26 protein-coding genes and 6 pseudogenes are annotated in these 25,517 nt (G+C 67.4%); 16 read left to right on the plus strand and 16 right to left on the minus strand.

The features are described from left to right. Nucleotides 1-80: 80 nt before the first annotated feature. The 4 genes from OG747_RS49020 to OG747_RS49035 all read right to left on the minus strand — a co-directional run bounded on the left by OG747_RS49020 (nucleotide 81) and on the right by OG747_RS49035 (nucleotide 2,979). The gene (locus OG747_RS49020; protein WP_331744415.1) at nucleotides 81-974 is read right to left on the minus strand and encodes a haloalkane dehalogenase; all 894 of its coding nucleotides are present in this window, start codon (nucleotides 972-974) and stop codon (nucleotides 81-83) included. Nucleotides 975-1,161: 187 nt separating this feature from the next. Next, nucleotides 1,162-1,767: an isochorismatase family cysteine hydrolase gene (locus tag OG747_RS49025; protein WP_331744413.1), complete on the minus strand. Its 606-nt coding sequence runs from the start codon at nucleotides 1,765-1,767 to the stop codon at nucleotides 1,162-1,164. A gap of 143 nt (nucleotides 1,768-1,910) precedes the next feature. Further along, a complete protein-coding gene (locus OG747_RS49030; RefSeq protein WP_405886263.1) occupies nucleotides 1,911-2,654 on the minus strand; it encodes a helix-turn-helix domain-containing protein in 744 nt (247 codons plus the stop codon). Beyond that, nucleotides 2,581-2,979, minus strand: a complete 399-nt coding sequence (locus tag OG747_RS49035; RefSeq protein WP_328924047.1) for a VOC family protein — start codon at nucleotides 2,977-2,979, stop codon at nucleotides 2,581-2,583. The genes OG747_RS49030 and OG747_RS49035 overlap by 74 nt, the downstream gene beginning before the upstream one ends. Before the next feature lie 93 nt (nucleotides 2,980-3,072). Between OG747_RS49035 and OG747_RS49040 the strand changes: the two genes are divergently transcribed. Continuing rightward, nucleotides 3,073-4,062: a YafY family protein gene (locus OG747_RS49040; RefSeq protein WP_331744402.1), complete on the plus strand. Its 990-nt coding sequence runs from the start codon at nucleotides 3,073-3,075 to the stop codon at nucleotides 4,060-4,062. A gap of 161 nt (nucleotides 4,063-4,223) precedes the next feature. Then, nucleotides 4,224-5,051 (plus strand): transposase family protein, encoded by an 828-nt coding sequence (locus OG747_RS49045; RefSeq protein WP_331744400.1) that lies wholly within the window; start codon nucleotides 4,224-4,226, stop codon nucleotides 5,049-5,051. A 209-nt stretch (nucleotides 5,052-5,260) separates the two neighbouring features. Here OG747_RS49045 and OG747_RS49050 read toward each other — a convergent pair whose 3' ends face one another. Next, the gene (locus OG747_RS49050; protein ID WP_331744398.1) at nucleotides 5,261-6,943 is read right to left on the minus strand and encodes a hypothetical protein; all 1,683 of its coding nucleotides are present in this window, start codon (nucleotides 6,941-6,943) and stop codon (nucleotides 5,261-5,263) included. A gap of 561 nt (nucleotides 6,944-7,504) precedes the next feature. On the opposite strand from OG747_RS49050, the gene OG747_RS49055 reads away from it, so the two are divergent. Together OG747_RS49055 and OG747_RS49060 are read left to right on the plus strand one after the other, a co-directional pair. Beyond that, nucleotides 7,505-7,879 carry a hypothetical protein gene (locus tag OG747_RS49055; RefSeq protein WP_405886266.1) on the plus strand — a complete coding sequence of 125 codons (375 nt, stop codon included), beginning with the start codon at nucleotides 7,505-7,507 and terminating at the stop codon, nucleotides 7,877-7,879. Between the two features lie 212 nt (nucleotides 7,880-8,091). Continuing rightward, nucleotides 8,092-8,859 carry an NmrA family NAD(P)-binding protein gene (locus OG747_RS49060; protein ID WP_405886535.1) on the plus strand — a complete coding sequence of 256 codons (768 nt, stop codon included), beginning with the start codon at nucleotides 8,092-8,094 and terminating at the stop codon, nucleotides 8,857-8,859. A gap of 246 nt (nucleotides 8,860-9,105) precedes the next feature. Here the strand turns inward: OG747_RS49060 and OG747_RS49065 are convergent, their stop codons facing one another. Continuing rightward, a complete protein-coding gene (locus tag OG747_RS49065; protein ID WP_331744390.1) occupies nucleotides 9,106-9,966 on the minus strand; it encodes a hypothetical protein in 861 nt (286 codons plus the stop codon). Further along, complete coding sequence (locus OG747_RS49070; RefSeq protein WP_331744387.1) at nucleotides 9,963-10,403, minus strand: hypothetical protein; 441 nt, start codon at nucleotides 10,401-10,403, stop codon at nucleotides 9,963-9,965. The genes OG747_RS49065 and OG747_RS49070 overlap by 4 nt, the downstream gene beginning before the upstream one ends. A gap of 16 nt (nucleotides 10,404-10,419) precedes the next feature. Here OG747_RS49070 and OG747_RS49075 point away from each other — a divergent pair, with 16 nt between their 5' ends. After that, nucleotides 10,420-11,256, plus strand: coding sequence for a S41 family peptidase (locus tag OG747_RS49075; RefSeq protein ID WP_331744384.1), 837 nt, complete (start codon nucleotides 10,420-10,422; stop codon nucleotides 11,254-11,256). Between the two features lie 42 nt (nucleotides 11,257-11,298). On the opposite strand, the pseudogene OG747_RS49080 reads toward OG747_RS49075, so the two are convergent. Further along, nucleotides 11,299-11,538, minus strand: a pseudogene (locus tag OG747_RS49080) (transposase); the annotation flags it as partial. Nucleotides 11,539-11,729: 191 nt separating this feature from the next. Here OG747_RS49080 and OG747_RS49085 point away from each other — a divergent pair. Beyond that, complete coding sequence (locus OG747_RS49085; protein WP_405886536.1) at nucleotides 11,730-12,656, plus strand: S41 family peptidase; 927 nt, start codon at nucleotides 11,730-11,732, stop codon at nucleotides 12,654-12,656. A gap of 65 nt (nucleotides 12,657-12,721) precedes the next feature. On the opposite strand, the pseudogene OG747_RS49090 reads toward OG747_RS49085, so the two are convergent. Then, nucleotides 12,722-12,832 (minus strand): annotated as a pseudogene (locus OG747_RS49090) (IS5/IS1182 family transposase); the annotation flags it as partial. Between the two features lie 224 nt (nucleotides 12,833-13,056). Here OG747_RS49090 and OG747_RS49095 point away from each other — a divergent pair. Then, nucleotides 13,057-14,292 (plus strand): IS256 family transposase, encoded by a 1,236-nt coding sequence (locus tag OG747_RS49095; RefSeq protein ID WP_331744379.1) that lies wholly within the window; start codon nucleotides 13,057-13,059, stop codon nucleotides 14,290-14,292. Between the two features lie 34 nt (nucleotides 14,293-14,326). Here the strand turns inward: OG747_RS49095 and OG747_RS49100 are convergent. Further along, nucleotides 14,327-14,929: pseudogene (locus tag OG747_RS49100) on the minus strand (transposase); the annotation flags it as partial. Nucleotides 14,930-15,188: 259 nt separating this feature from the next. On the opposite strand from OG747_RS49100, the gene OG747_RS49105 reads away from it, so the two are divergent. Further along, nucleotides 15,189-15,311: a hypothetical protein gene (locus OG747_RS49105; RefSeq protein ID WP_331744377.1), complete on the plus strand. Its 123-nt coding sequence runs from the start codon at nucleotides 15,189-15,191 to the stop codon at nucleotides 15,309-15,311. Between the two features lie 126 nt (nucleotides 15,312-15,437). Here OG747_RS49105 and OG747_RS49110 read toward each other — a convergent pair whose 3' ends face one another. Beyond that, nucleotides 15,438-16,232: a tail fiber protein gene (locus OG747_RS49110; RefSeq protein WP_331744375.1), complete on the minus strand. Its 795-nt coding sequence runs from the start codon at nucleotides 16,230-16,232 to the stop codon at nucleotides 15,438-15,440. Between the two features lie 128 nt (nucleotides 16,233-16,360). Between OG747_RS49110 and OG747_RS49115 the strand changes: the two are divergent. Together OG747_RS49115 and OG747_RS49120 are read left to right on the plus strand one after the other, a co-directional pair. Then, nucleotides 16,361-16,639: pseudogene (locus OG747_RS49115) on the plus strand (IS5/IS1182 family transposase); the annotation flags it as partial. Nucleotides 16,640-16,787: 148 nt separating this feature from the next. Next, nucleotides 16,788-17,026: pseudogene (locus OG747_RS49120) on the plus strand (IS30 family transposase); the annotation flags it as partial. Between the two features lie 27 nt (nucleotides 17,027-17,053). Here OG747_RS49120 and OG747_RS49125 read toward each other — a convergent pair. After that, nucleotides 17,054-17,923, minus strand: a complete 870-nt coding sequence (locus tag OG747_RS49125; protein WP_331744372.1) for an NmrA/HSCARG family protein — start codon at nucleotides 17,921-17,923, stop codon at nucleotides 17,054-17,056. Nucleotides 17,924-17,977: 54 nt separating this feature from the next. Here OG747_RS49125 and OG747_RS49130 point away from each other — a divergent pair, with 54 nt between their 5' ends. Continuing rightward, nucleotides 17,978-18,427 (plus strand): MarR family transcriptional regulator, encoded by a 450-nt coding sequence (locus OG747_RS49130; protein ID WP_331745044.1) that lies wholly within the window; start codon nucleotides 17,978-17,980, stop codon nucleotides 18,425-18,427. Between the two features lie 204 nt (nucleotides 18,428-18,631). Here OG747_RS49130 and OG747_RS49135 read toward each other — a convergent pair whose 3' ends face one another. From OG747_RS49135 to OG747_RS49145, 3 genes and pseudogenes are all read right to left on the minus strand, one after another. Then, complete coding sequence (locus OG747_RS49135) at nucleotides 18,632-19,444, minus strand: transposase (RefSeq protein ID WP_331744368.1); 813 nt, start codon at nucleotides 19,442-19,444, stop codon at nucleotides 18,632-18,634. A gap of 58 nt (nucleotides 19,445-19,502) precedes the next feature. Continuing rightward, nucleotides 19,503-20,506, minus strand: a pseudogene (locus OG747_RS49140) (IS5 family transposase). A gap of 369 nt (nucleotides 20,507-20,875) precedes the next feature. Beyond that, on the minus strand, nucleotides 20,876-21,922 hold the full coding sequence (locus tag OG747_RS49145) for a sigma-70 family RNA polymerase sigma factor (RefSeq protein ID WP_331765047.1): 1,047 nt from the start codon (nucleotides 21,920-21,922) through the stop codon (nucleotides 20,876-20,878). A 179-nt stretch (nucleotides 21,923-22,101) separates the two neighbouring features. Between OG747_RS49145 and OG747_RS49150 the strand changes: the two genes are divergently transcribed. The 3 genes from OG747_RS49150 to OG747_RS49160 are packed head-to-tail and all read left to right on the plus strand — an operon-like array spanning nucleotide 22,102 to nucleotide 23,199. Continuing rightward, nucleotides 22,102-22,401 (plus strand): hypothetical protein, encoded by a 300-nt coding sequence (locus OG747_RS49150; protein ID WP_331744362.1) that lies wholly within the window; start codon nucleotides 22,102-22,104, stop codon nucleotides 22,399-22,401. Further along, nucleotides 22,398-22,568 carry a hypothetical protein gene (locus OG747_RS49155; RefSeq protein ID WP_405886270.1) on the plus strand — a complete coding sequence of 57 codons (171 nt, stop codon included), beginning with the start codon at nucleotides 22,398-22,400 and terminating at the stop codon, nucleotides 22,566-22,568. Before OG747_RS49150 ends, OG747_RS49155 begins: the two co-directional genes overlap by 4 nt. 31 nt (nucleotides 22,569-22,599) lie before the next feature. Beyond that, on the plus strand, nucleotides 22,600-23,199 hold the full coding sequence (locus OG747_RS49160) for a dihydrofolate reductase family protein (RefSeq protein WP_331744359.1): 600 nt from the start codon (nucleotides 22,600-22,602) through the stop codon (nucleotides 23,197-23,199). Here the strand turns inward: OG747_RS49160 and OG747_RS49165 are convergent. Then, nucleotides 23,196-23,342, minus strand: a complete 147-nt coding sequence (locus OG747_RS49165; RefSeq protein WP_331744356.1) for a hypothetical protein — start codon at nucleotides 23,340-23,342, stop codon at nucleotides 23,196-23,198. The two genes, OG747_RS49160 and OG747_RS49165, sit on opposite strands and share 4 nt — an antisense overlap. A gap of 198 nt (nucleotides 23,343-23,540) precedes the next feature. Between OG747_RS49165 and OG747_RS49170 the strand changes: the two genes are divergently transcribed. Together OG747_RS49170 and OG747_RS49175 are read left to right on the plus strand one after the other, a co-directional pair. Then, complete coding sequence (locus OG747_RS49170; protein WP_331744353.1) at nucleotides 23,541-23,852, plus strand: transposase; 312 nt, start codon at nucleotides 23,541-23,543, stop codon at nucleotides 23,850-23,852. A gap of 266 nt (nucleotides 23,853-24,118) precedes the next feature. Next, nucleotides 24,119-25,516 carry an IS110 family transposase gene (locus OG747_RS49175; protein WP_331765050.1) on the plus strand — a complete coding sequence of 466 codons (1,398 nt, stop codon included), beginning with the start codon at nucleotides 24,119-24,121 and terminating at the stop codon, nucleotides 25,514-25,516. Nucleotide 25,517: the final 1 nt, after the last annotated feature.

A 25,517-nucleotide genomic window follows, 5' to 3' on the forward strand; every position in this document is an offset into this window, starting at 1 on the left:
CGCCGCACCCCCATCAAGTTCGAAGACCCGGTTTGGCAGGATGCTCATGCCGTTGATGTAGCGGCCATCACCGAGCCTCGCTAATTAGCGCCTCTGACAGCACGCACGAAATCCACAAGGGCCGCGCCAATCACATCTGGCGCGTCCTCCTGAAGGAAGTGGATGCCCGGAACCGTGATCTCGGTTTGGTTCGGCCATGTGCGGCAGAAGTCACGGTGACGGCCAGTGGTAAGAAGCCCAGGGTCGCCGTTAATGAAAAGTTTTGGAACGTCCGATTCGGCAAGCCAGGAGGAGTATTCGTTGACGATCTGAACCACATCTGCCGGCTCGCCCTCGATTGGAAGCTCGCGCGGCCATGTCAACGTCGCGCGTCGACTTTCGCCGGGCTTCACATACGGAGCACGGTAAACCGCCATCTCCTCATCGGAAAGATCCCGCAGCATACTTGCCGGCAACACATGCTCAACAAACGCGTTGTCTTGCAGCACCATCGCTTCACCTGCAGGCGAACGGAAGCCTTGGAATACCTTCATGGCTTCTTCGTTGTTCCAGTCATCCCATACCTGCGGCATCACGATTGACTCCATGTAGGCGATGCCGGAAACGAGATCCTGGTGCTGGTAAGCCCAGTTGAACCCGAGGGCCGAGCCCCAGTCGTGCAGTACAAACACGATGTTTCCGTCGATTCCCAACTTGTCCCAGAGGCGGAACAGGTACTCGCGTTGTTCCTGGAAGGTGTATCGGTCGGGGCCCGAGTCGGGAAGTTTGCCCGAGTCGCCCATGCCGACCAGGTCACACGCGATGAGACGCCCCATCCCTTCCAGATGCGGCATGATGTTGCGCCAGAGATAAGACGAGGTCGGATTTCCGTGTTGGAAGACGATCGGGTCCCCTTCACCCTCGTCGATGTAGGCCATCTGGATGCCGTGAACCTCGGCAAACTTCTTCGGCGCGTAGGGTGCGTACGTTGACATTCTGCACCTTTCTTTCGGTGTTCGGCGGACAACGTCTGTGGCCACAAGCCACAGACGTTGTCTTGCTGAGCGGCCGGTAACCGCGCGGTTGGGAATGGCGGGGCTCTGTAGATCAAGAAATCGCGATGTCACCCTCGATCCTGCACAGGAGTCCGTATCGGTTGTCGGGGCCGCCGGGCGCCGACGGTTATCCCAGGGCGCTGAGGACCTGGTCGGCGGTGGGTGTCTCGCCGAACCACTTTTGGATCACGTCGAGCGAGCGGGCGTGGGCCGCGTCGCTGTCGGCGGTGCAGGCGTCGGAGACGACAGTCGTCCGGTATCCCAGGTCGCATGCACCGCGCGCGGTGGATTCGACGGCGACGTCGGTGGCGATGCCGACGAGCACGAGGGTGTCGACGCCTGCCAGGCGGAGAATGGTGTCGAGTTCGGTGCGGTCGAACCCGCTGGTCGCCTGTCCCCTGACGACCGGTTCTTCGGGCCGGGGGGCGATATCGTCGATGACCTCGACCGCGGGAGTGCCCTCCAGCAGGCAGCCACTGTCGATGAGCGTGCGAAACAGCGGGGAGTTCGGCCTGACCCCGGGGAACCCTGGCTGGTATGTGACCAGGGTGTAGACCACCTTCGCCTTTGCCGTGCGGAACCCGTCCAGCAGCCGTGCCTGAACCCCGATGAGCCCTGTCTCCTCGGCCCGGTGCCGGAAAAGCCGGTTGAAGGGGGTGTCGACTTCCCCGGCCACCCCCTTGGCCATATGCACCACCATCAGAGCCGTCCGGGCCGGATCAAGCCTGTCCATCGGTGCGCCCTCCTGGCGTCGCGCGGTAGGTACATGGGCCTGCTGGCGCTACAAGGTGCAGACATCCACAGCACCATGAGCGCACAAGCCAGGAGCAGCCGCTACGTTTCATTGCCCCAAAGGAGTGGCTTGGGGTGTCGGCATCAGACACAAGCACTCAAGTACGTGTATCCGACCTTGCCGGTGCCGGGACCGGTGCGTTTGGAGGCGCGGGCGGACTCGGTGCCGACGCCGTGCATCCGCCAGCCGCCGCCGGTCGGGATACGTCCGAGCTTCTTGACGTCGACGTGGACCATGTCGCCGACCCGGTCGTGCTCGTAGCGGATGACCTCGCGCAGCTGCTCGCCGGTCGGTGGATCGAGGTCCCGGAGCCGGTTGAGTCCTCGCCTCACCAGGATGCGGTGGACGGTCGCCGGCGCGAGTGTGACGCCGTGCAGCCGCTGTAGGTCGGCGGTGAGCCGGGCTGGCCCGTGCTTGGTCTGCCGCCGCAGCGCCTCCACCAGGTCGGCGATGTCCTCGGGGGTGCGGGCGGGGCTGGTAGCGGGGCGGGAGGAGTGGTCAAGCAGGCCGTTCTCGCCGTGCGCCCGCCAGCGGGCGTACCACTTGGCCAGGCAGCGGCGCGATAGCCCGGCCTCCGCAGCCACGTGCGCGATCGGACGTCCGGCGTCGATCCGCAGACACAAGCGCAGACGTCCTTCGGGGGTCAGCGGTGCGTTCCCGTGCCCCCTGCTGGTGGCGCTCCTGGACTCGGCGGCCGCGTTCACCGGGAGCCCTGGGATCTCAGGGCTCCCGCGTGAGCGGCAGTGCGTGGCGTCAACGTGCGAACTTTTCGATTGCCGCCGGGGTGACGGGCGTGAAAAAGTTGACGAGGTTGCCGTCGGGGTCACGGAACAGCAGCGACCGGTTGCCCCAGGGCATCGTGGTGGGCTCGGTGACGAAGTCGGTGACGAAGCCGGTCAGGTTCTGGTGAACGCGGTCCACGTCGTCGACGAGGAACTCAGTGATCACGCTGTGGTTGTCCGCCGGGCGGGCAGAGCCCGGGGCGAACAGCGGGACGGTGCGGGTGCCGGCGATCGCGAGGGTGGCGCCCGCGGTGTTGAGTTCGGCGAAGTCCTCGGTGGCCCACGTCGCCCGCGCCCCTGTGGCTCGCTCATAGAACTCGACGAGGCGCGCTACGTCGCTGGTGATGATGCGGATCGAGACGAACTCCATGGGGATCTCCTTGGCTGTGCTGGAGGCGTGCACGTCGCAGGCTAGGAGAAATAGTGGACAGAATCGGTCCTGTATTCGCGTTAGGTTGTGCACATGCCTCGACCCACTGGCCGCGTGCTGACACTCCTGGAGCTGCTGCAGTCGGGCGGCACCCGGACGGTGGCCGAACTCGCCGACCGGCTCGGCGTCGAAGGGCGCACCGTGCGGCGGTATGTGGAGCAACTGATCGACCTCGACGTGCCCGTGGAATCGGTGCGCGGCCGCTACGGCGGGTACCGGCTCGCCCCCGGGTACCGCTTGCCTCCGCTCATGCTCAGCGACGACGAGGCGCTGGCCGTGATGCTCGGCCTGGTCGCCGGCCGCCGAGCAGGGCTGACGACGACGCAGCACACGGCAAACGAGACGGCCTCGGCCAAGATCCGGCGGGTGCTGCCCAAGCACATCGCCCGCCGGCTCGACACACTCCTGGAATCTCTCGCCTTCACGGATCAGCCCGGCGAGTTCGCCACCCCGGACGCCGGGGTCCTGCTCACCATCGCCGATGCGGTACGCCACCGCCGATCGGTCTCGATCAGATACACCGACCGCGACGGCCGGCGCAGCGAACGCACGCTGCACGCGTACGGGATCGTCGCCCATTCGGGCCGGTGGTACGTCACGGGCACGGACCCCGAGATCGGCGAGGACCGAACCTTCCGGCTCGATCGCATCACTGACGCACGGACCCTGCCCGGCTCATTCGAGGCGCCCGTGGGTCCCGATCCGGCACAGCGCGTGTTGTCAGGGTTCGCCACGGCTGAGTACCGGCACGAGGTGACCTTGCGGATCCACGGGACAGTTGAGCAGATCCGCGCCCACCTTCCCGCCAGCGTCGCGAGCCTGGAGGAGCACGCGCCCACGGCAGACAAGGACCGGGCGACCGAGCGCTGGCTGCGCGTCCAGCTACGGGCGGAGCGGCTCGACTGGTTGCCTCCGCTACTCGCCTCACTCGACCGGCCGTTCGTCATCGAGCGCCCCGATGAACTGCACGACCTCGTCACCGCGCTCGCCGATCGCCTCGCGTCCTACGCCCGCCAAGCCTGACAGCGAGGAACCAATGAGATCTTCTCGGCAACGTGACGGCTGCGGTGCGTGACAGTGCGAGGGGTTGGTGTCCCGCAGGGTGACCTGGCGTCAGATAGACGGGAAACCCCTGGTAGGAACAGGTCTGCCAAGATCAAGTTCCGTACAACCAGAGGCTCCACGTGCCTTCCAGTATCACCTACACCGCTGTACTCGATGTCCGCAGGGAGACCGCCGAGACGCCGGCCCGGCTCCTGCGCGAGCACCGCGGCCGACTCGGAACCCGCAAGAACACCCGCTCTCCGGGCGTCTTCAAGCAGGCCGTGCTCGTGCTGCGATGGTTCATCGACGGCGCGCGACTGTCCCAACTCGCCCGGGACAACGGGATATCGCTCCCCACTGCCTACCGCTACCTCCACAAGGGGCTGACCACACTGGCCGATCACGCCCCGGACCTGTCCACCGTGCTGGAGCGTGCCACTGCCGCCGGATACACCCATCTCAACCTCGACGGCACCATCATCCGCACCGACCGTGTCGCCGCACCCGGCCCCAACGGCGCCGACCTCTGGTGGTCCGGAAAACACAAACACCACGGCGGCAACGTCCAGGTCATCTCCGCGCCGGACGGCTGGCCGCTGTGGGTCTCGCCCGTCCGCCCCGGCCGCGAACACGACACCACCTGCGCACGCACCCACGGACTGCTCGCCGCACTCAACCGCCTCGCGACCATCCTGGACATCCCCACCCTGACCGACCTCGGCCACGAGAACGCCGGCCCCGGCTTCCGGCACCCGGTCAAGAAGCCCCGAGGCCGCGAACTCACCACCAGGCACAAGACGTTCAACCAGGTCATCCGCGGCATCCACGGCGCCGCCGAACGAGCCAACGACCTGCTCAAGGCCACCTTCAAGGCCCTGCGCCGGGTCAGCCTCGACCCTGGCAGCATCACACGCATCGCCCGCGCGGCCCTCGTCCTGCTCCAGCTCGAAACCGGACGCACCACCTGAACGAAGATCACGAACCGTCACGAGACGTTGCCGAGAAGGGTTCACTGGGTGGCGCCACTTCTTCCTCGTTTCCTTGTTCAGGACAACCCTATTGGGTGCCTGTCCGGAAACTTCGTGGCCCCTCACCGGTTGAGCGTGGCGGATGACAGCCGCCGCGTCTGCCGACGCGGTTCAGCCGTAGTCCGGGGATTCCGGGCTGCGTCGTATGGTCATCGCACGTCGACGTAGTCCGAGACCAGGGGGCTCTTCAGATACTGGTCGCCTATGTTGCGGTTCAAGGCAACTGCCCAAGTGCCGTCCTGGGTGTCATTGAGGATGATGTTGTAGATCCGGCCCTTGGAGTCGGTGCTCAGGTCACTGATGTAGCGGTAGGCGGAGGCTCCGCGAGGCCGGAAGTACAGGGCGGGGTCGGCGTGGGCGAGCGGCTTCCAGGTGGTACCTGTGTAGTACTGGAGCGTGCCCTTGAGGTGGATGAGGCCGTTCTTGCGGATCGGTTCGGGGGAGACGTCGAACCCGGTGATCCGTGTGGGGTAGCGGCGCAGGTGGACGGGCTTGGTGGTGCTGCTTGCGAGGTCGGGGTTGCCGTTGAAGCGGGCACGCCAGTAGGCGTCGTTCGGCGCGGTGAACGACGTGCTGAAGTCCTCTTGGAAGTAGGGCTTGTTGTAGCGGATCTTCACCGGGATCGTGGAGGCGGACTTCCAGCCGGTCTTGCCGTCCTTGGAGTATTCGATGCTGACTGCGGTGTTGGACGGCCAGTGGGCACGGGGATCGCTGTACAACATCTGTCCCGAAACGCGGAGCCGGGAGTCGTCGCCGAGCGTGGCGTCCATGGTCAGGTCGGTCGTGTATGCCACGTGGAGGGTGAAGGGCTGAGTGGCAGGCTGCAGGAACGGTGTGTCACCGAGGACGAGTTGGCCGGTCGGCAACGGATTCTCCCCGGGGACGCGCAGGGTGTAGAACCCGTTGTCGTCCGTGGTGGTCGTCCCCCCGAGGACGCCCTGCGAAGAGCCGGTGCCCACGAGGCTGAGTGATGTGTGCGGCAGCGGCTGCCAGCCGTCGGCCGTCTGGATCTCCGCACGGCCGGTGACCGTGCCCGTCGTTCCCTGGCGCAGGTTGAGGGCGTGTGTGCTCGCCGTGAACCGGGTCGGAGCCTGCACGGGGTTCATCTGCTGCTTGGGCGAGGCCAGGAGGATCGCCCCAGGATAGGCGCTGGAGGCTTGTGGCCACGCCGTCATGTCGGCCCAGTACAAGGTGGGGACGAAAGAGAAGGTGAAGCGGCCGTCGGCGCCGGTCTGCGTGTTGAACCTGCCGTACGGGGAGGTGCCCTGGGAGGTGATCAAGACCGGCGCGTTCGCGACCGGAACCGGACTGTCGGGCGTCCGTGGGTCTTCAGCGAGTTCGGTACCGCTGACGGTCACCTTCTGATGGAAGTAGTCCGGCCTGGTCGGCGTCACCGTGAGGTCCGGGATCGTGAGAATGGTCTGGTACTTCAGTGTCCACTGTGACACGGCGCCGGTGACCGTGGCGCCGGAGGAGTCCTGCAGATCGACGGTGATGCGGTACTCGCCGAGTTCCGCCAGGTGGACCGGTGCCCTCCAGACTCCGGACCGGCCGTCCGTGCCGGACTGCTGGGTGAAGTCATCGGTGGAACCAGCCTCGGGCGCGCCATCCTGGGCACCGACGGGGGTGAAGTGGGCGGTGATGTGGGTGATCGGATCGTCCGAGTGCGCGGTGATGAAGACCATTCCGGGATAGTCATACCAGGCGTCTGCGACATCCAGGACAGGTCCACCGCCTGGGGCAGCGTCGGCACGGGCCAGCGCGGAGCCGGTGAACATCGAGACGGCCAGCGCCGTGGCAGTGGCAGCCGAAAGCAGAGCAGAGCGTCGCACGGTGGTATCCCCCCACAGGATCACATGGCCCCAGCTCAGGAGGCCTTTCCGGTACCCGGCCCGACGTCCCCGTTCGTCCGGTGCGGATCGTGACCGAGTGATCAATGAATATAGCAACTGGATCGAACGCCTGGTCACCGAGAAGGCATGGGAGGCCACGCGGCGCATCACAACCGGTCTGGCAACCGAGAGAACAAGCCTCCTGCGGCCACTGAGCACATACCGGCCAACCGAAGCACTCACTGGTGTGACTGAGCATTTGATTTGGCGAGTTGAGCTCGCTACCGGTACAGCCCGGTTGTTGATGTTGTTTTGGGTCTTTCCCGCGTACGGCTCGGGCTCTGCGGTGTGCTCTCGCCATGGGTGACGTACAGGTCGTCGATGTTCCGGCAGGTCCGGTGTGGTCCCACGTCTGTCGCCTGGACGACCTCGCGTTGCCGTACGCGCTGCCCGAGCGGGCCACCGGGTGCCTGGATCTGGGGCCGGGGTGGCCGCGTACGTGGACGGTGACGTGGAAGGTCGCCGGACTTCCTCGTGCTCGCGGCGGGAGCCTCGTGGCTGGTGGACGTGCGTCCTGGGGGCCTGATCGGCGAGGAGGACGAGGTGCGGTTCGCGGCGGCCGCGCAGGTGGCGGCCGCCGCGGGCTGGCGCTACATGGTGCTGACCGGCTGGCGTCGGCAGGTGCTGGCGGGGATCGACGCGTTGTCGGTGCGGCGCCGTCCGATGGCCGATCCTCTGGGGCTTGAGCGGCAGCTGCTGGCCGCGGTTGGCCGGCGTCCGTGGCTGTTCGCCGAGCTGGTGGATCAGACGCAGGTTCCGGCGGTGGCCCGCACGCACGCGGTCCATCTCCTCTGGCACCGGCGGATGGCTGTCGACCTGGCTCTGCCGTTCGGGGATGAGACCTGGGTCTATCCGGTGGGAGGCCGTGATGAATGACAAGCAGCAGCCCGCGCGGTTCGAGGACCTGAAGGACGATGACCAGAAGCGGCTCCGGCTGAGGATGGCCCACTTCCTGGAGGCCGAGAGCGGCTTCCGCAGTGGCAGTCGGCACTGGGCCCAGGAGGGGGAATCCCGGCCTGAGTACGACCCGGAGCGGACCACGCTGACCGAGCGCCGGCTCGCCAAGGTGGCCGAGCTGAAGGCTCTGCATCCGGACGACGCCCGCCAGCGCCGAGCAGTTGCGCCGGCTCGGCGCGGAGGTGGCGTACGCCGACTTCGACGACCGCGTCGGCCTGGATGCCGCGCTCGCCGGGGCCGACGCACTGTTCGCGATGTCCACGCCCCTCGGCACCGACATCGACGCCGAGGTGCGGCAGGCAGTCGCGCTGCTCGACGCCGCCGCGAGCGGGACCGTCCGGCACATCGTGTTCACCTCGGCCGCCAACGCGGACCGCGGCACCGGCATCCCCCACTTCGACAGCAAGCACCGCATCGAGCTCCACCTGCGGAGCCTGGGCATCCCCTGGACGGTCATCGCCCCGGGCGTCTTCATGGACAACCACACCGGCGAGTGGACGATGAGCGGCCTGCGCGAGGGCCGGTTCGCCCTGCCTCTGCCCGCCGACCTGCGGCTGCCGTTCATCTCGGCCGCCGACATCGGCGCGTTCGCGGCGCTCGCCCTCCGGCATCCCGAGGAGTTCGCCGGGCGGCGCATCGACCTCGCCTCCGATCGCGTGACGTGCTCCGAGATCGCCGAGACCCTCGCCACCGCCTGCGGTCGTCCGATCGAATTCGCGCCGGTCCCCCTCGCCGAGATCGAGGTGTACTCCGCCGATCTGGCCACCATGTTCCGCTACTTCGCCGGTACCGGTCTCGACGTGGACGTCGAAGGGCTGCGGCGCGACCACCCAGAGGTGGGCTGGCGGAGCTTCGCCGACTGGGCAGCCGACCAGCACTGGGATCTGAAGGCCCGGTGAAGGCGAAGGGCCCGATCGCCGCAGAGACGGCGATGGGCCCCTTCTGATGCTGAGAGATCAGCTGCTGAACTCTTCCAGGCTCTTCAGCACCTGGTCGAGCAGGGACTGACGGCCCGCTGGCTCGGCCTCCAGCTTGGCGACCATCGAAAGGGTGATGCCACCGGCCACCGGAGGCCTTGGCCGAGTTGCCCCTCGCCACCCTCACCAAGTTACTGGCGGGCTACTTGCCACCTGGTTCGCTGCTCGTTAACGCCGCCCCTTAAGGCCCGCGGGTTCAGGGAAACTGAAGGCTCTTGAGTGGGAACCCGAGGGTCCGTTGCCGGGATTCTCGGGGTTGTCCCCTTGGGTTCGCGGTGATGTTGCGGGGGCGCTCTCCAGGGGCCGCTCCAGGATCTGGCGGGCGGAGTTCGCATAGCGGATGGCGGTCTTCTCGTCGAGGCCGAAGACCTCGGCGAGGTGGAGCGGGTCGGGGCCGTGGGTGAGGGCTTCCTCAAGCTGACGGTCCATACGCAGTCGCTCCAGCGTCGCGGTCTGGCCGCGGAGGGCCTCGGTGATCCACATACCGCTGACCGGGCGCGTGTCCATGGCCGTGTGCTGGCTGACGATCAGGTGCGGGTTTACGGTGTTGGGCCACCGCTGGCGGCGGTAGTCGAGCCAGGCGAGGATCGCCTGGCGGGTGAGGTCGTCGAGTGGGCGAGCGCGGCCGGCCAGGACCAGGCGGCGATTACCCAGGTCCACGTCGTCGAGCTGGAGTTCGCGCACTGCCTTCGGCCGGGCTGCGTGGACGGCGGCCAGGGCCAGGGCGAGCCGTGCGGCCGGCGTGGTCGCCGCGTCGACGGCGGCACGGACCTCGCCTGGTTCGAGGGGAAGAAGGACCCGGTAGTCCTGGCGGCCGACGCGGACCCGGGCGGCGGGGTCGCGGAAGATGGTGCCCTTCTTCTTGCAGTGCCGGAACAGCGACCGCAGCACGCTGATGGTGTGGTGCCGCTTCGAGCCCTCCAACTGGTCGCGGATGGCCAGGATGTCGGTGCGCGTGACCTCGCGCAGGTGGTCGAGCCGGCCGGACCAGTCCAGCAGCACCGGGCGGATCTCGGTCAGGTACTTCATGGCGGTGCCCTGCTCGCGGGGCTGGCTGCGGGGACCGCCGTCACGCAGGGTTCGCAGCCAGTCCTCGACGTCGCGGCGGATCCCGTCGGCGAGACCGTCGACAGCTGGGACAGCCAGGACTCGAAGACCGGGACGCGGTCGTCGTTGAGGAGGTCGAGCTGGTCGAGGATCTCGGCGGTGCGCTTGGTGGTGAGGCCGAAGTGCCGAAGGCCGTCGGACATCTGCGAGTACGAGATCTTGTCGCCTGTCTGGTGCTCGGACAGGAGGATGACCAGGGCGCGGTCGACTTCCCGGGCGACCCACCTGGTCCAGCCGTAGGCCTCGCCGATCGCGCCGGCCCGGTGTCTGGCCTGGTCCAGGGTGGGATTGGTCAGGTCCCGGCGGTGGTGGACGAACCGGCTGAAGTCCTGGGGGGCCTCGGTCAGTCGTGGCTGCACCCATGGTGACTCAGACTTGCGGAGCAGGGCGTTCTCGCAGGCGCGCGGCGCGCAGAAGACGGCGGGCACGTACGGGGCGATCGACTCGGCTCTGTATGCGCTGGGCGACGGGCACAGTTTGTTCTGGGAGCCGGATGAAGCGAAGGAGCGTTACGGAGCCTCCGTAGTCAACTTCGATGGCTTAGCAGGCCGTTCTCTGAAAAGCGGTGTGGGCTATATTTCCCTGCCTGGTGTGCAGGGGTCTCAAGAGGCGTACGACCAGTATGTGCGACAGGGCCGGAGTGCCGTGGCGAAGGCCGGCGCGGGTGAAGCCTGCGGCTGGGTGGTGGATCTGCGCTCGGACACCGGGGGCGACATGTGGCCGATGCTTGAGGTGGTAGGTCCGATCCTGGGCGATGGCACGGTCGGTGCGTTCGTGGATGTCGACGGCAGCAAGTCCGTTTGGTCGATCAAGCACAGCAGTCCATACGAAGACGGCAAGTTGGTCGGTTGGGGCGATGGCCGACCGTTCGCCAAGAGCGCCCCGCCGGTCGCGGTCCTGACCGGTAAGCGAACAGGCAGTTCGGGTGAAGCGGTCGTGGTGGCCTTCCGGGGACGTCCTGACACCCGGTTCTTCGGCGAGCCGACCTACGGCGTCCCCACGGGAAACAAGCTGTACCACCTAGCCGACGGAGCTGTGCTGGCCCTCACGGAAGTCAAGGACGCGGACCGAACGGGCCGTGCATATGACGCGCCGATTCCACCTGCCGTGGAGATTGTCAAAGACCCACGCCCGGTGGCACGTAACCGGGACGAGGTCCTGCAGGCAGCACAGAGCTGGCTCCTCAAACAGGCTGCCTGTCGTCGACCGTGAAATGCTCCGGAGGTTTCCTCGGCCAGCTGGGGGTCCCCCCTTCCGTGCGAGACGCCTGGTCATGAGGGTGATGGCGGCCCAGGTGATCAGCGTCTCGGAGTGCTGGATGAGCCGTTCGTAGTCCCTCGCATGGCGGCGGGCGTGCATCATCCACGCGAGCGACCTCTCGACGACCCAGCGGCGGGGCAGCACGACGAAGCCGGAGGCGTCCTTGGGACGGCTGACAGGCTTGACCGTGAGGTTGAGGTGCTGTTTCGCCCAGTCCACGAGCTTCCCGGCGTAAGTACCTGTTTCTCATCTGTGAGCTCGTCAGCGGGTGATCGTTAACGTTAGGGTTGCCTCCTGTGACGAGAGCCTGGGGACGGATGGGTCGGGGACGTTCACTGCGCATGCCAGCATGTGCGGCACTGGCCGGAGTTGTCGTAGCGGCGACGGGATGCACGAGCGGTGCGCAGGACTCGGCGGGCGGCGACATGGCGCCCGCGGCGCGGACGTACTTGTCGAAGGCGCTGAGCATCATGGAAGAGCACTCTTTGCTCCGTCACCAGATCGACTGGGACAACCTCCGAAGCAAGGCGTTCTCACAGGCTCGCGGGGCGCAGAAGCCCGCGGACACCTACGGGGCGATCGAGTCGGCATTGGGGGCTCTGGGCGATCGGCACAGCACCTTCTGGGATCCGGGGCAGGCCAAGGAGGGCATCGAGGCGTCGACCTCCTCTTTCGATGGTCTGGAAGGCCGTTCCCTGAAGAACGGCATCGAGTACGTTTCCCTGCCTCGGGTGAGCGGTTCCCAGAAGACGTACGACGCGTACGTACGGCAGGGCCGGGACGCCGTGACGAAGGCGGACGGGGCGGGAGCCTGCGGCTGGGTGGTGGACCTGAGGCCGGAGAGCGGTGGTGGCATGTGGCCGGTGCTCGCCGTGGCCGGGCCGATTCTGGGTGACGGCACGGTGGGCATGTTCGTCGATGCGGACGGCAAGAAATTCGTGTGGTCGATCAAGAACGGTGCCCCGTACCTGGACGGCAAGCCGCAGGCCGGGGGCGCCGGCCGGCCCCTGGGCCGAAGCAGGCCGCCGGTCGCCGTGCTGACCGGCCGGCAGACAGCCAGTGCGGGTGAGGCGGTCGTGGTGGCCTTCCGCGGACGCCCGGACACCCGGTTCTTCGGCGAACAGACCCGCGGTGTCCCAACGGGGAACGACGCGCACCGCCTGTCCGACGGCGCCATGCTCATCCTCACCGAAGTCAAGGACGCGGACCGCACGGGCCGCACCTACGACGAGTCGATCCCGCCGGACGAGGAAGTCATCAAGGACCCCCGCCCGGTGGCCCGCCACCAGGACGCCGTGCTGGACGCAGCCCAGAACTGGCTGAACAAGCAGGCCGCCTGCCGACGACGGTGAATCACTAGGTCACTCCGAAGGTTCGTGGCTGAGAGCCAGGCCCTCCGGGGCAGTCAGCCGTCGACAGCGGCCGGTTTCCTCGGCCAGCTGGGGGTCGAGCCTTTCCGTGCGAGACGCCTGGTCATGAGGGTGATGGCGGCCCAGGTGATCAGCGTCTCGGAGTGCTGGATGAGCCGTCTCGCGTTTGAACGTCGGTCGCAGCAACTCCGCGCCCCGGAAGGCCAGATCGGCCTCGAACTCCTTGGAGGCGAAGATGGTGTCCCGCTGGTTGGTGCAGCCGATCTTGGTCAGGGCGTGCGCCCGGGGGCGCATGCGCGCGTAGGCTCCGCTCCCTGCTCATCAGACGGGCCACCGTGCAATTCTCCCTGGTAAACGGCGTGTTCAGCCCGGGAGGTGCACGATGGCCCTGACCCAGCATGACTTACTCCGCCTGCTTGAGTCACTACGTTCAGCGGACGGCCTCGAACTGGTCCGCTCAGTGGCCGAGCGGATGCTGCAGGAGCTGATCGAGGCCGAGGCGAGTGCGAAGATCGGCGCGGAGTGGAACGAGCACGCCGATACCCGCACCGCCTACCGCAGTGGCCACCGCGAGCGGACGCTGACCAGCCAGGCCGGCGACCTGGACCTGGCCATCCCCAAGCTGCGGTCGGGCAGCTTCTTCCCGAGCCTGCTGGAGCGGCGGCGCCGGATCGACCAGGCCCTGTACGCGGTCATCATGGAGGCGTACGTGCACGGCGTGTCCACCCGGTCGGTCGACGACCTGGTCAAGGCCCTCGGCGCGGACACCGGGATCTCCAAGAGCGAGGTCTCCCGGATCTGCGGCGACCTGGACGTCCAGCTGACCGCGTTCCGCAACCGGCCTCTGGACCACGTGCGCTTCCCGTACATGTACCTGGACGCGACCTACTGCAAGGCCAGGGTCGAGCACCAGATCGTGTCCCGGGCCGTGGTGATCGCCACCGGGATCACCGAGGACGGCGGCCGCGAGGTGCTGGGGGTGATGGTCGGCGACAGCGAGACCGAGGTGTTCTGGACCCAGTTCCTGCGTTCCCTGCGCGAACGCGGCCTGAGCGGGGTCCGGCTCGTGATCGGCGACCATCATTCGGGACTGGTCAAGGCCATCCGGAAGGTCATGCTCGGGGCCGCCTACCAGCGTTGTCGTGTTCACTTCCTGCGCAATGTCTTCGGCGTGATCAGCAAGGAGTCGGCCGAGATGGTCGCCGCGACGATCCGCACGATCTTCGCCCAGCCCACCGGCGAGACGGTCCGTGCCCAACTCGACACCGTTGCCGACATGCTCGGCGGCCAGTTCCCCAAGGTCAAGGCGATGCTCCTGGAAGCGAAGGAGGACCTGACCGCGTTCGCGGTCTTCCCCGAACGCCACTGGAAGAAGATTCAGTCCACCAATCCACTGGAGCGGGTCAACCGCGAGGTCAAGCGCCGCGTCGACGTCGTCCAGGTCTTCCCCAACGACGACGCGCTCCTGCGACTGGTCACCGCCGTCCTGTTCGAACTGCACGACGAATGGATCGCCTTCCCCCGCCGCTACCTGCCCGAGGGAAGCATGGATCAGCTTTACCCCGCCGAGCTCCCCGACAGCGCCCCCGCGCTACCGAACACCACCAACACGCCCTGACCAAGATCGGCTGCACCAACCAGCGGGACGCCATCGAGGCGAAGCCCTTGTCCGAGATCACCAGCAGCCCTGGCCGGTCCGTGACTGTCTCCGGTTCGCGGTCAAGCATTGCGGTCAGCACTTCACGTTCGCCGATCTTCGGGTTCGCCAGGGCCCACAGGATCGGCATGCCGGTCGGAGTACACACCAGGAACAGGCGCAGGCCCCGGAAGAACCGGGAGTGCGAGGCGCAGTACCCGTATCCGGCCCAGCCGGCCATGTCCGACCGCTTCACCGTCGGCCGCGAGCGACCGCACTCCACCGGCGTGGAGTCGACGATCCAGTGGTTGTCGAACCAAAAGTCCGTATCGACCGCAAGCAGCCATATTGCCTTTTTGACCAGCGGCAACGCTGCCCGCAGTCGTTTGTTCCAGCCCGGCTGCCTGGGCACGTACGGGAACATCGCTCCCAGTCGGGAGTCCACGAACCGCAGCCAGCGCGACTCCGAGGTGAAGCCCAGCAGAGCCTGCGCGACGGCAAGGGTGACCAGCTCGGAATCGGTCAGCTGCGGCGGCCGACCCAGCCATCGGGTACCTCCGATCTCGTCATCGATCTTCACGTACAGTGCGGTCAGCAGGGCGTCCAGGTTGTTCGTCACACAACGATCTTGGACGCCCTGTCTGCGTTCCCGGACACACCGTCAGCATTCGGAATGACTCGTCTAGGAGCAGCAGATCGACATCGTTGCCCAGGGCCTGCTGCGTGCCCAGCGCCACGCCGATCTGATCAACGCCCGCCTCGCCGACCTCAGCATCGAGCCGATCGCGGCCGCCGGCGTCGACGACCGCGGCAACCTGACGCCCGCCCGGCTCACCGAGCCCGAATTCGAGCCGTACGCCTATTACGAGGTGCGCGCGGTGTGGAGCGAGGACGACAAGGAAGTCGCCCTGCACACCGCGGACTGGGAGGACGACCGTCCGGTCTTCGGCCGCGTCCGACTTCTGACGTCGCTCGCCGACGTCGCCGCCGCCCGCCGGTAGACCCCCAGGTTCCCCGCTCCGGCACGCGACCACCGCTCAGAGGTGTCCACCACTCGGGGACAGGTCCCATGATCTGGCTCGAAGACCTCTTGCGAGCAGCCGATTGATCACGACATCACACAGGCCCTAGTCCGCCGAGGGGAAGATTCCGGCGACGCAGATCACGTAGGTCAGCCCGTTCGGCGCGGCACTCCGCAGGTCGGGCAGTTGGAACGACGTCGTTCCATTGCCGCCGTACATGGTGCCGAGCAGCGAGAACAGCGCCTGATACTGGCTGATGGGCAGCAGTTGCCCCCTTGCCGGGACCCCGCCCGCCCGGGCTCCGGCCGCCAGCCACACCGTGCCCATCGTGCACTCCGTCCCGTGTCCCGACGCCGCCGACGTGGTCTCGGTCCCGAACCGCGAGTCCGGCCCGGGGTCGCCCTTGTCCCCCTTCGGTCCGGCGGGCCCGGCGGCACCGGTCGGCCCGGTGGCGCCAACGGGCCCGGTCGCTCCGGTGGCTCCCTTGTCGCCCTGCGCGCCGGCGGGCCCCGTGGCGCCGGTCGCGCCCGTGTCCCCCTTCGCGCCCGTGGCCCCGGTGGGCCCGGCCGGGCCGGTGAGCCCCGTCGCGCCGACGGGACCGACGGGGCCGGCCGCACCGGTTGCACCGGCCGGGCCGGTGGCGCCGGTGGCTCCCTTGGCGCCCGCAGCGCCCTTGGCTCCCTGCGGTCCGGTGATGTTCCAGGAGACGACGCGTTCGGCCCCGGTGCAGGACTGGTGGCGGGCGGGGTCGATGATCCGCACCGTCAGCTGTGTCTTGTTGACGCACGCGTGGACCTTGTTGTCCGACGCCGCCACCGTGGCTATGGGCGACGCCGCGACGGCGGTACCGGAAAGGGCGACGACCAGGGCGGCGCCGAGCACGGCGGTTCGGCGCGTCATGGGCACGGAGAGTTTCAGCGGGGCCTCACAGGCAGATCGGGGTTTGTGGTCCCGATGGTGGACTCGTGAAGGAACGGTGCTGATGATGCAGCGTCAGCTCAGCCTGCACAAGTTTCCGGAACAGCGAACGCGCCCACCTGCGCAAACGCCGTATCAAGGCGGTCATCCCGGAGAAGAAGGACCAAGCCGCCAACCGCAAGAAGAAGGGCAGCCGGGGCGGCCGTCCCGTCACTCACGACGCCGATCTTTACCGTGATCGCAACACCGTCGAGCGACTGATCAACCGACTCAAGGACCGGCGCGGCATCGCCACACGCTTCGACAAGACCCCCGAGAGCTACCTCGCCGGCCTCGAACGCCGTGCCTCGATGATCTGGATCAATGACCTCTTGCAAGGAGCCAATTGATCACGACATCACACAGGCCCTAGTTCAGAGAAGCCTGCTTCCGTTCTAGTGGTCGTTGCAACACCCCAGTTCAGGGGGTGCGATGGACTTCAAGATTCGGGAGCTGCGGACCGTAGCTCAGGGACGCAAGAAGCTGCTGCGTGAGCGGGAGTTCACGATCGCCACCGACGTCCCCGTCTACTTCTGTGATCCGGCCAGCCCTGGCAGCGCGGCTCGAACGAGAACACGAATGGCCTGCTGCGGCAGTACTTTCCCAAGAGCACCGACCTGTCCGTCCACACCCGTGAGCACCTGGCCGCTGTCGCCGCCGAACTCAACGGCCGCCCACGCAAAACGCTCGGCTGGGAAACCCCGGCCGAGCGCCTGCACAAACTGCTCGCGGCCTGAGTCCGGCTATGTGCTGACCGCGTGAAATCAGCTGACCGGCCAGGTGCGCTTGGCCGCCCAGGTGCCGAAGCGCTGCCAGCCGATCTCCGGAAAGTCGCGCCGCAGTGCGTCCACGTCCACATCGAGGCCGACCTCGGTGAAGTAGCGGAACATCGCGGCGAGATCAGCCGAGAACGCCTCGACGTGGGCGATCGGCAGCCGCTCGAAGACGATCGGCCGGCCGCACACGCCGGTCAGGGCTTCCGCGATCTCCAGGCAGGTCAGCTTGTCGGAAGCGATGTCGATGCGCCGGCCCGCGAACTCCTGCGGCCGCGCAAGAACATGGGCTGCGAAGGCGCCGATGTCCCGCGCGGGAATCAGCGTCAGCGGCCGGTCGGCCGGCATCGGCAGCACGAACCGGCCTTCACGCAGACCCTCGAGCGACCACTCGACCGTGTAGTTGTCCATGAACGCGGCCGGACCAAGGATCGTCCACGGCACACCCAGCCCTCGCAGGTGCCGCTCGATGCGGTACTTGCTCTCGAAGTGCGGAATGCCCGTGCCGCGGTCGGCGTGCGCTGCCGAGGTGAACACGATGTGCCCGACACCACGGGCGGCCTCCAGCAGGTCGATGCCCTGCCGGACCTCGGTCTCCGGGTCCGAGCCGAATGGCGTGGACATCGCAAACAATCCGTCGGCGCCCTTCAGGGCGGCCTCCAGCGACTTGCTGTCGTCGAAGTCGGCCGCGTGCACCTCGGCGCCGAAGACCCTCAGCGCGTGTGCGGCGGCTGAGTCGGGAGTGCGGGTCAGGGCCCGGACCTGGAAGCCCTGATCGAGCAGCGAGCGGGCGGCCGCGCCGCCTTGGGCGCCGGTCGCTCCGGCGACGGCCACCACGGGCCGGTAGGATTCCTTCGTCATGCGGTTACCGTACGACACAGTTACTGTGTGACGCAGATATTTAGGATGGTGTGCATGCTGATTGATGATCTCCAGCAGGAGTCCCGCCGCTACCTGGCCTCGTACGTCATGTTCAACCAGGCGGTCGCGGACCATCTCAAGCTGCACCCCACCGATGTCCAGTGCCTCAACCTGCTGACCGCCGAGCCCGGCCCGTTCACCACCGGCCGGATCGCCGAACTCACCGGCCTGACCAGCGGATCGGCGACCCGGCTGGTCGACCGTCTCGAGAAGGCCGGTTACGTTGTCCGGCACCGCGACAAGACCGACCGCCGCCGGGTCCGGGTGGAGCCTGTCCCGGAGGCGATGCGGGATCTCATGGAGCTGTGGTCCGAGCTGAGCCGGGGATGGCGGGCGATGTTCGCCGACTACACCGAGGACGAGCGCGCCCTGCTGTACCGGCACATGCAGCGCACCGTTGAACTCTCCCGGCAACAGATCGCCCGCCTGCGCGACAAGGAATGACCGCCGCCCACGCAAAACGCTCGGCCGGCAAGCCCCGGCCGAGCGCCTGCATGAACTGCTCGGGGCCTGACCAACACGACCACGTGTTGCAACGATCCCTGGAAAGCGCCCTGGACAGCACGATCCAGGTGGCGATCGGTTCTTTCCGGGAGGCGTATCGCCAGATCCAGTGTGTGATGGGGGCTCTTCGAACTTGATAGTGCTTCATCGTCGTGAGGGTCGTGGCTGGGCGTGACGGCCGCTGGTCCGGGTGGTGAGGTGGCCGCGGGCTCGTCGGGTGGTGGCGCAGCGGGAGCGGAGCCGCTGGTTGGCGGGGTTGCGGTAGCCGTAGGCGCAGCGGGCGTCGGTCTTGATCGCGCGGTTGATCCCCTCGGAGGCGGCGTTCGTGATCCCGGTGGTGATCCCGGCCAGGATCTGCGGCCACCAGGTGGAGATCGTGGTGGCCAGGCGTTCCACCTCCGGCAGCCCGCAGGCCGCGGCGGACTCGTAGAACCTGGTCAGCAAGGTACTGATCTGATGGCGGGTGGGGTTGGCGCCGTGCAGGTCCAGCGGGTCGCGCAGGTCCTCCTTGACGTTCCACGCGGCCAGGATCGGCTCGCCGATCTGTTTCGGGAGTCCTTCGAGGTCGGCGACCATCGGGTCCAGGTGGTCGGCGTGCATCCGGGACGCAGCGCGGGTCAGCCGGTTGCGCAGTTCCCACTCGCGGTTGCCCTTGCGTCCGCGCCGGCCGCGATGCTGCAGCGTGACGCGGCGGCGGACCTCGGTGACGGCGTTGTTCGCCAACTGCACGACGTGGAAGAGGTCGACGACCAGGATCGCGTGCGGCAGCGATGCGGTGACGGCAGCTTTGAACACGGTGCACATGTCGATCGCCACGACACGCACCCCAGATCGCCAGGCGCGGCTCTGGGCGTCGATCCACTCCGATACCGACGCCGAGGTGCGGCCTTCGACCTGCCCGAGCAGCCCCGCGCCGCCGGTCAGGTCGCAGAACCCGACATGCCAGCGGTCGGCCACGACCTCCCACGCGTCGGCTCCGTATTCACCGATGACTAGGGCGCGTATCTGGTTTTGATCAAGGGGTGGCCCGCGCGAGCTCCTTGATCCAGATCATCGAGCCGCGCAGGTGGACTCCGGCGAGGTAGCTCTTGGGTGTCTTGTCGTAGCGGGTGGCGATGCCTCTCCACGCCTTGAGCTTGTTGATCAGACGCTCGACTGTGTTCCGCTCTTTGTAGAGCGCGGTGTCGTGGCTGACGGGCCGGCCGCCCCGGCTGCCCTTCTTCTTGCGGTTGGCGGCCTGGTCCTTCTTCTCCGGGATGACCGCCTTGATGCGTCGTTTGCGCAGGTAGGAGCGATTGCCGCGGGACGAGTAGGCCTTGTCGCCGGCAGCAGCGTCGGGCCGGGTCCGGGGGCGGCCGACCGGCCCGGGCACCCGGACTTTCTTGAGTACCGGGATGAACTGCGGGCTGTCCGCCGCCTGGCCGGCGGTCAGGACGAAGACCAGCGGGCGGCACTTGCGGTCGGCGGCGACGTGGATCTTGCTGGTCTGCCCGCCCCTCGAGCGTCCGAGCAGGGCTGCTTTCAGGCGGGCCTTGTGCCGGCGCCGGATACGTCGCCGTTCCTCCCGCTCGGGATCAGCTAAAGCACCCTGCCCGTCTTGTCCTTCCGGACTGCCACCTTTTGGCGGGCATTCTCCTCCTCGGCGGCCGCCTTCTCCAGGGCGGCCATGACCTCTTGGCCGAGGTGCATCCCGGCAGCGTCGTGGTGAGCCCGGGCGGTGGTGGAATCCACACTGACCAGGGACAAGTCCACCTCACCCCGCTTCGCGGCCTCCGCGATCATCCCCTCCAGAAGCGCCTCGAAGACCCCGGCGTCCCGCCACTGCCGGAACCGGTTGGACACAGTCGTCCAGGCGCCGAACTCACTCGGCACCTCACGCCACTGCGCACCCGCCCTGAACCGCCAGATCACTCCCTCGAACTGCTGCCGCAGCCGCTCCGGGTACGGACCCCGCTCGCCGACCGGCAGGTACGGCTCGATCAACGCCCACTCGGCATCAGTCAGTTGCGCACGCGTCATACACGACGATCTACCGGATCCACCCCACCGCGCGGGCCAGATCCGGCAGATTGATCGAAACCAGATACGCGCCCTAGCCGGAACTTCGCCTTCCCGCGCCGGGTCTCGTCGATCCCCAGGTGCTGCACAGCCGGGGTGAGCGCCGGGAGTGTGTTCTTCGCGGCCGTGGTGAACGCCGCGTTCGCGATCGGCCAGGACACCTCGTGATCCCATGCGGCCTGCACCACCGTCCGACCACCGCTTCGGCTGTCCTGGCTCTGATTCGTCGACCGTCCCGGCGGTGCCGCCATGCATGCGGCCGGCCGGATGATCGTGACCTCAGAGTCGCTCAGTGAACAGACGCCACCGCTTGGCGCCCCCAGAAGTCTGTCAATCTGTTTCGGGGAGGGTTCGGGGTAGTCCGAAGTGCGTCATGACGTTGGTGTTGTGGAAGCCGGTGATGGCCGTGATGTGGTCGCCGGCGGTGGTGATGACCAGCAGGGTGTAAGCGCGGTAGACACCGGCGTGAGGGTCTGCAAGGTACAAGCCGAAGGCGGGCTGGCCGTTGGCGCGGGTGGGTACCACGCGGTAGGTGCGGCCGGGGCGGAAGACGACGGCGGCGAAGAGGCGCTGGGCTGATTCGATGCCGCGGTATTCCAGCATGGCCGGGGGCATGGACAGTCTCACGTCGGTGACGAGCAGTTCGATCAGGGCGTCCAGGTCGGCGCGTTCCATGGCGTCGGTGAACCGGGCGACGAGCCGGTGTTTGGCGGCGGTGTCGGGTTGCCGCGCAGGCCTGCCGCTGCCGGTGCTGCTGGAGTCGGCGAGGTGGTTGTCGACGGTGGCGCGGGCGCGTTTGAGGGCGCTGTTCACGGATTCCTGGGTGGTGTCGAGCATCTGGGCGACTTCGGCGGCGTGGTAGCCCAGGACGTCGCGGAGGACGAGCGCGGCGCGTTGGCGTGGGGGCAGCAGTTGCAGGGCGGTGATGAAGGCCAGGGAGATGGCCTCGGTGGTCTCGTAGCGGGCCTCCGGTCCGGGGCGCTGGTCGACGAGGTGGTCGAGCAGGACGTCGGGATAGGGTTCCAACCAGGGCGGGGCGTCGCCGGCGCCGGTGGGTTCTGGCAGGGTGGCCTCGGGCAGCGGGGGGGCGATGCGGGGGCGTCGGCTGTCGGCGCGCAACATGCTCAGGCACCGATTGGTCGCGATCTTGTAGAGCCAGGTCCGGAGCGAGGACCGCTGGCCGAACTCGCCGATGTTACGCCAGGCGGACACGAGGGTCTCCTGGAGTGCGTCCTCGGCGTCCTGCAGGGATCCCAGGATGCGGTAGCAGTGCACCTGCAACTCGTGGGAGTGGCCCTGGACCAGGTCGCGGAACGCGTTGTGGTCGCCGGCCCGAGCCCGGGCGATCAGGTCCGTCGTATCCATCTCCATCGGCATGCATCCTCGCTTTTCTTCTTTCCGCAGGCCGCGTTCGACTTGCTTACTGATACTGACGCCGTCGGTTCGGCGGATTGGGCGGTGTCTTCGCGCCCAATCCATGGCCGTGCCGGCGTCTACCTGTTTGGAGGCGGTCCCAGTCCGGGGCGCGCCCCGGATACAGAACAGGACCACAGATCATGGCCGAGTACGTTTTCTCCTTCCGTGTGCCCTCCGACTACGTGCCCGGCGCCGAGACGGCGGCCGAGTGGCAGGCCTGGTTCGGCGGGCTGGGCTCGGCCCTGGTGGACGTCGGCAACGCGGTGACCGATTACGCCTCGCTCGGCGAGGTCGGCGGCAGCGGCTCCCGGATGATCGGCCACTCGGTGGTGTCCGCCGAGGACATGGACTCCGCGCTCGCGCTGGCCAAGGACTGCCCGGTGATGCGGGTCGGCGGCGGGGTCGAGGTCGGCCCCGTGATGGAAGCCGCCGGGTCGTGAGCGACGCCATGACCGCATCGACGGCGCCGCCGGAGGGGTCGTTCCTGGCGACCGGGCGCGGCAAGGTCACGCTGGCGCTGCTGTGCGCGGTGACGTTCCTGGACGTCGTGGACGGCTCGATCGTGAACGTCGCGCTGCCGACCATCCGTACGCATCTAGACCAGTGATAGCCGACAACATTGTCAAAGGAGCACGGAAATGGGAAAGATCGTCATCAGCTCAAATGTCACACTCGATGGAGTGGTCCAAGACCCGGACGGCGAGGAAGGCTTCGAGCGGGGTGGCTGGTTCCACCAGTTCGTGGGGGGCAAGGACCTCGAAGACTGGGCCGCCCGCGAGACGGAGGAAGCGCTGGGTGCCGAGGCGCTACTGCTGGGCAGGCGGAGCAGTGAGTGGTTCGCGTCCCGGATGCTATCGCGCGATGGCGCGGATGTCCGCGTAAGCCGCAAGTGGGCGGACAGAATGAACAGCATCCCCAAGTACGTCGTGTCGTCGACTCTCGAAGATCCTCAGTGGAGCAACGCCACGGTCCTCAACGGCGATGCGGTAAAGGAGATTTCGGAGCTGAAGCGGAAAGTGGACGGGGAAATCCTGGTCTACGGCAGCTATCAGCTCGTGCGCATACTGATAGAAGAGAACCTGGCCGATGAACTGCGGCTGGTAGTTTTCCCGGTCGTGCTGGGAACCGGCCTGCGTATCTTCGACGAGACCAGCGACAAGAAGCCGCTGCACCTGGTCAACACACGAAAGATGGGTGACGGCCTGGTGTACTACACCTACGAATTCGTGCAAGGCTAACGGCTGTAGACGGCGACGAAGTCGCGTTCGTCGGTGTTGAAGTAGCGTCCCCCGTTTTGACGGAATTCGGGGAGAAGCTTGGTGGCGGGCGGGTTGATGGGGTCGCGGATGCGGTCGTAGGTCATGGTGGCAGCCGGAGCCATCGCGCTACGCACCTCCAACACCCGCGGCGAACCCGCCACACCAGAAACCCAACAAAACCTGGAACCCTCCTACGACCCCACATAGCACAGCACGACGAAATCCCGGGATTCTCTTTACCGTCGGGTTGAAGTTTCCCCCCCGATGTCAGGACAGCTTGATACTGGGACGTATGGGTCCCGGAGGAAGCAGTCCAGGTAGTGAGTAAGAAGAGCAACACGAGCAAGCGGTACTCGGCGGAGTTCAAGAAGGACGCCGTCGATCTCGTCCGTTCCTCCGGGCGGACGGTGACGGAGGTCGCGCGAGAGCTCGGGGTGAGTTCCGAGGGCCTGCGGGGCTGGGTCAGGCAGGCCGAGATCGATCGGGGCGAGGGGCCGGCCGGGGTGTTGACCACCGCTGAGCGGGAGGAGCTGGTCCGGCTGCGGCGCAAGGTCCGCGAGCAGGAACAGACGATCGAGGTGCTGGGAAAAGTACCCATGACTGCGCTGCGCGCCGCCACCGTGTCGGGATGAGAATCCGGGGCGCACAACGCGTGCGGGCCGGTGGCTGGTTGGCTTCCCTGCGCGGCTTGAGTGCTCTGCCGCGCCGTTCGCATGCTGGTGAGGTGCGGTCCGGGCAGACGTCGGTTGCGCTTGGTATCCACGAGTCCGGGGAAAAGTATGACGCTGGGACTTGAGGGATTGTTGACTGCTGCTGCGAGCGCGAATCTCAGACTCTTTGGATCGGTAGGCCCCTTCCGGGCGGCACGTTGATCGGTGCTGTCGCGGAGGAGGCCGGGATGCAGGTGCTGTTCGAGCGGTGCGCCGGACTGGACGTGCACCGGGACACGGTGGTGGCGACGGTCCGTTCTCCGGGACAGCGGCGGGGCTCGCGGGCGACGGAGACCCGGACGTTCAAGACCACCATGCGGGCGCTGGCCGAGCTGGGTGACTGGCTGGCCTGCGAAGGGGTGGAGCTGGTCGGCATGGAGGCGACCGGGGTGTACTGGAAGCCCGTCTTCGCCTCTTTGGAGGGGCGGTTCACCTGCTGGCTGGTGAACGCGGCGCATCTGCGCAACGTGCCCGGCCGCAAGACCGATGTCGGGGACTCGGTGTGGATCGCCCGGATCCTGGAGTGCGGGCTGGTGCGCCCGTCCTTCGTGCCGGTGCAGGAGTTTCGTGAGCTGCGGGATCCGACCCGGGCACGGACGGCGGTGTCCCAGGAGCGGGTCCGGGTGATCCAGCGACTGGAGAAGGTGCTGCAGGACGCCGGGATCAAGCTGACCTCGGTGGCCTCGCAGGTGTGGTCGAAGACCTCGCGGGCAGTGCTGGAGGCATTGCTGGACGGGGTGACCTCACCGGTGGAGCTGGCCGCGTTGGCCAAGGGACGGCTCCGCTCGAAACGCGAAGCACTGGAGGAGGCTCTCGAGCACCGCTTCCGCGTCGAGCACCACGGCGTCATCGTGCGTGGTCTCCTTGCCCATATCGACGGGCTGGAGCAGCGGCTCGTCGCCTACGACGCGGAGATCTCCGCCCGGCTCGCCCCGCACGGCGAGGTCCTGGAACTGATCCAGACCATCCCCGGGGTCGGGGCGAAAGTCGCCCAGGTGCTGGTCGCCGAGATCGGTCTGGACATGTCGGCCTTCCCGACCTCGGCCCACCTCGCCTCCTGGGCGGGGGTGTGCCCGGGCAATCATGCTTCGGGCGGCAAGCTGTCGGAGTACGGGGTTTTCTCCCCAGCCAGGTACACGCGAACGTGGCCAACTGCGTGGTCGCCACAGGGCCGGGGCCGGCCGATAGCCAGCCAGCCTCGTGACAGGGCGGGCTGTCCAGGGTGGGGCGACGCCCCATCGCGCAGCGACGCCCGAAGGGCGCCCTTGACTGGCCGTCCTGTCACGCACCCTCAGAGATCGGGCGGCCCCGGCTCTCCGCCTGCGCATGACCCTCTTCGGGTGGGGACGTATGTCTGTACCTCGGTGGCCACGTTCAGGTGTACGCCGACACAAGCGGAAGGGCGGCCGCAGCCGGCCCGGCCCGAAGTGGTTGAAGGTGGTGCTCACCGAGGCGGCGTGGGGGCGGCACCGACGCCGATCGCGCGGTGCAGGGCCGCGTCCAGCTCCATCCACGCGCTGCCCGGGCCGGTACCTACACCGCCTTCACCTCCAAGCCGAAGAAACAGCAGGTCACCGCCCGCCTGAT

Source organism: Streptomyces sp. NBC_01384 (genome assembly GCF_045040035.1).
GTDB lineage: Bacteria > Actinomycetota > Actinomycetes > Streptomycetales > Streptomycetaceae > Streptomyces.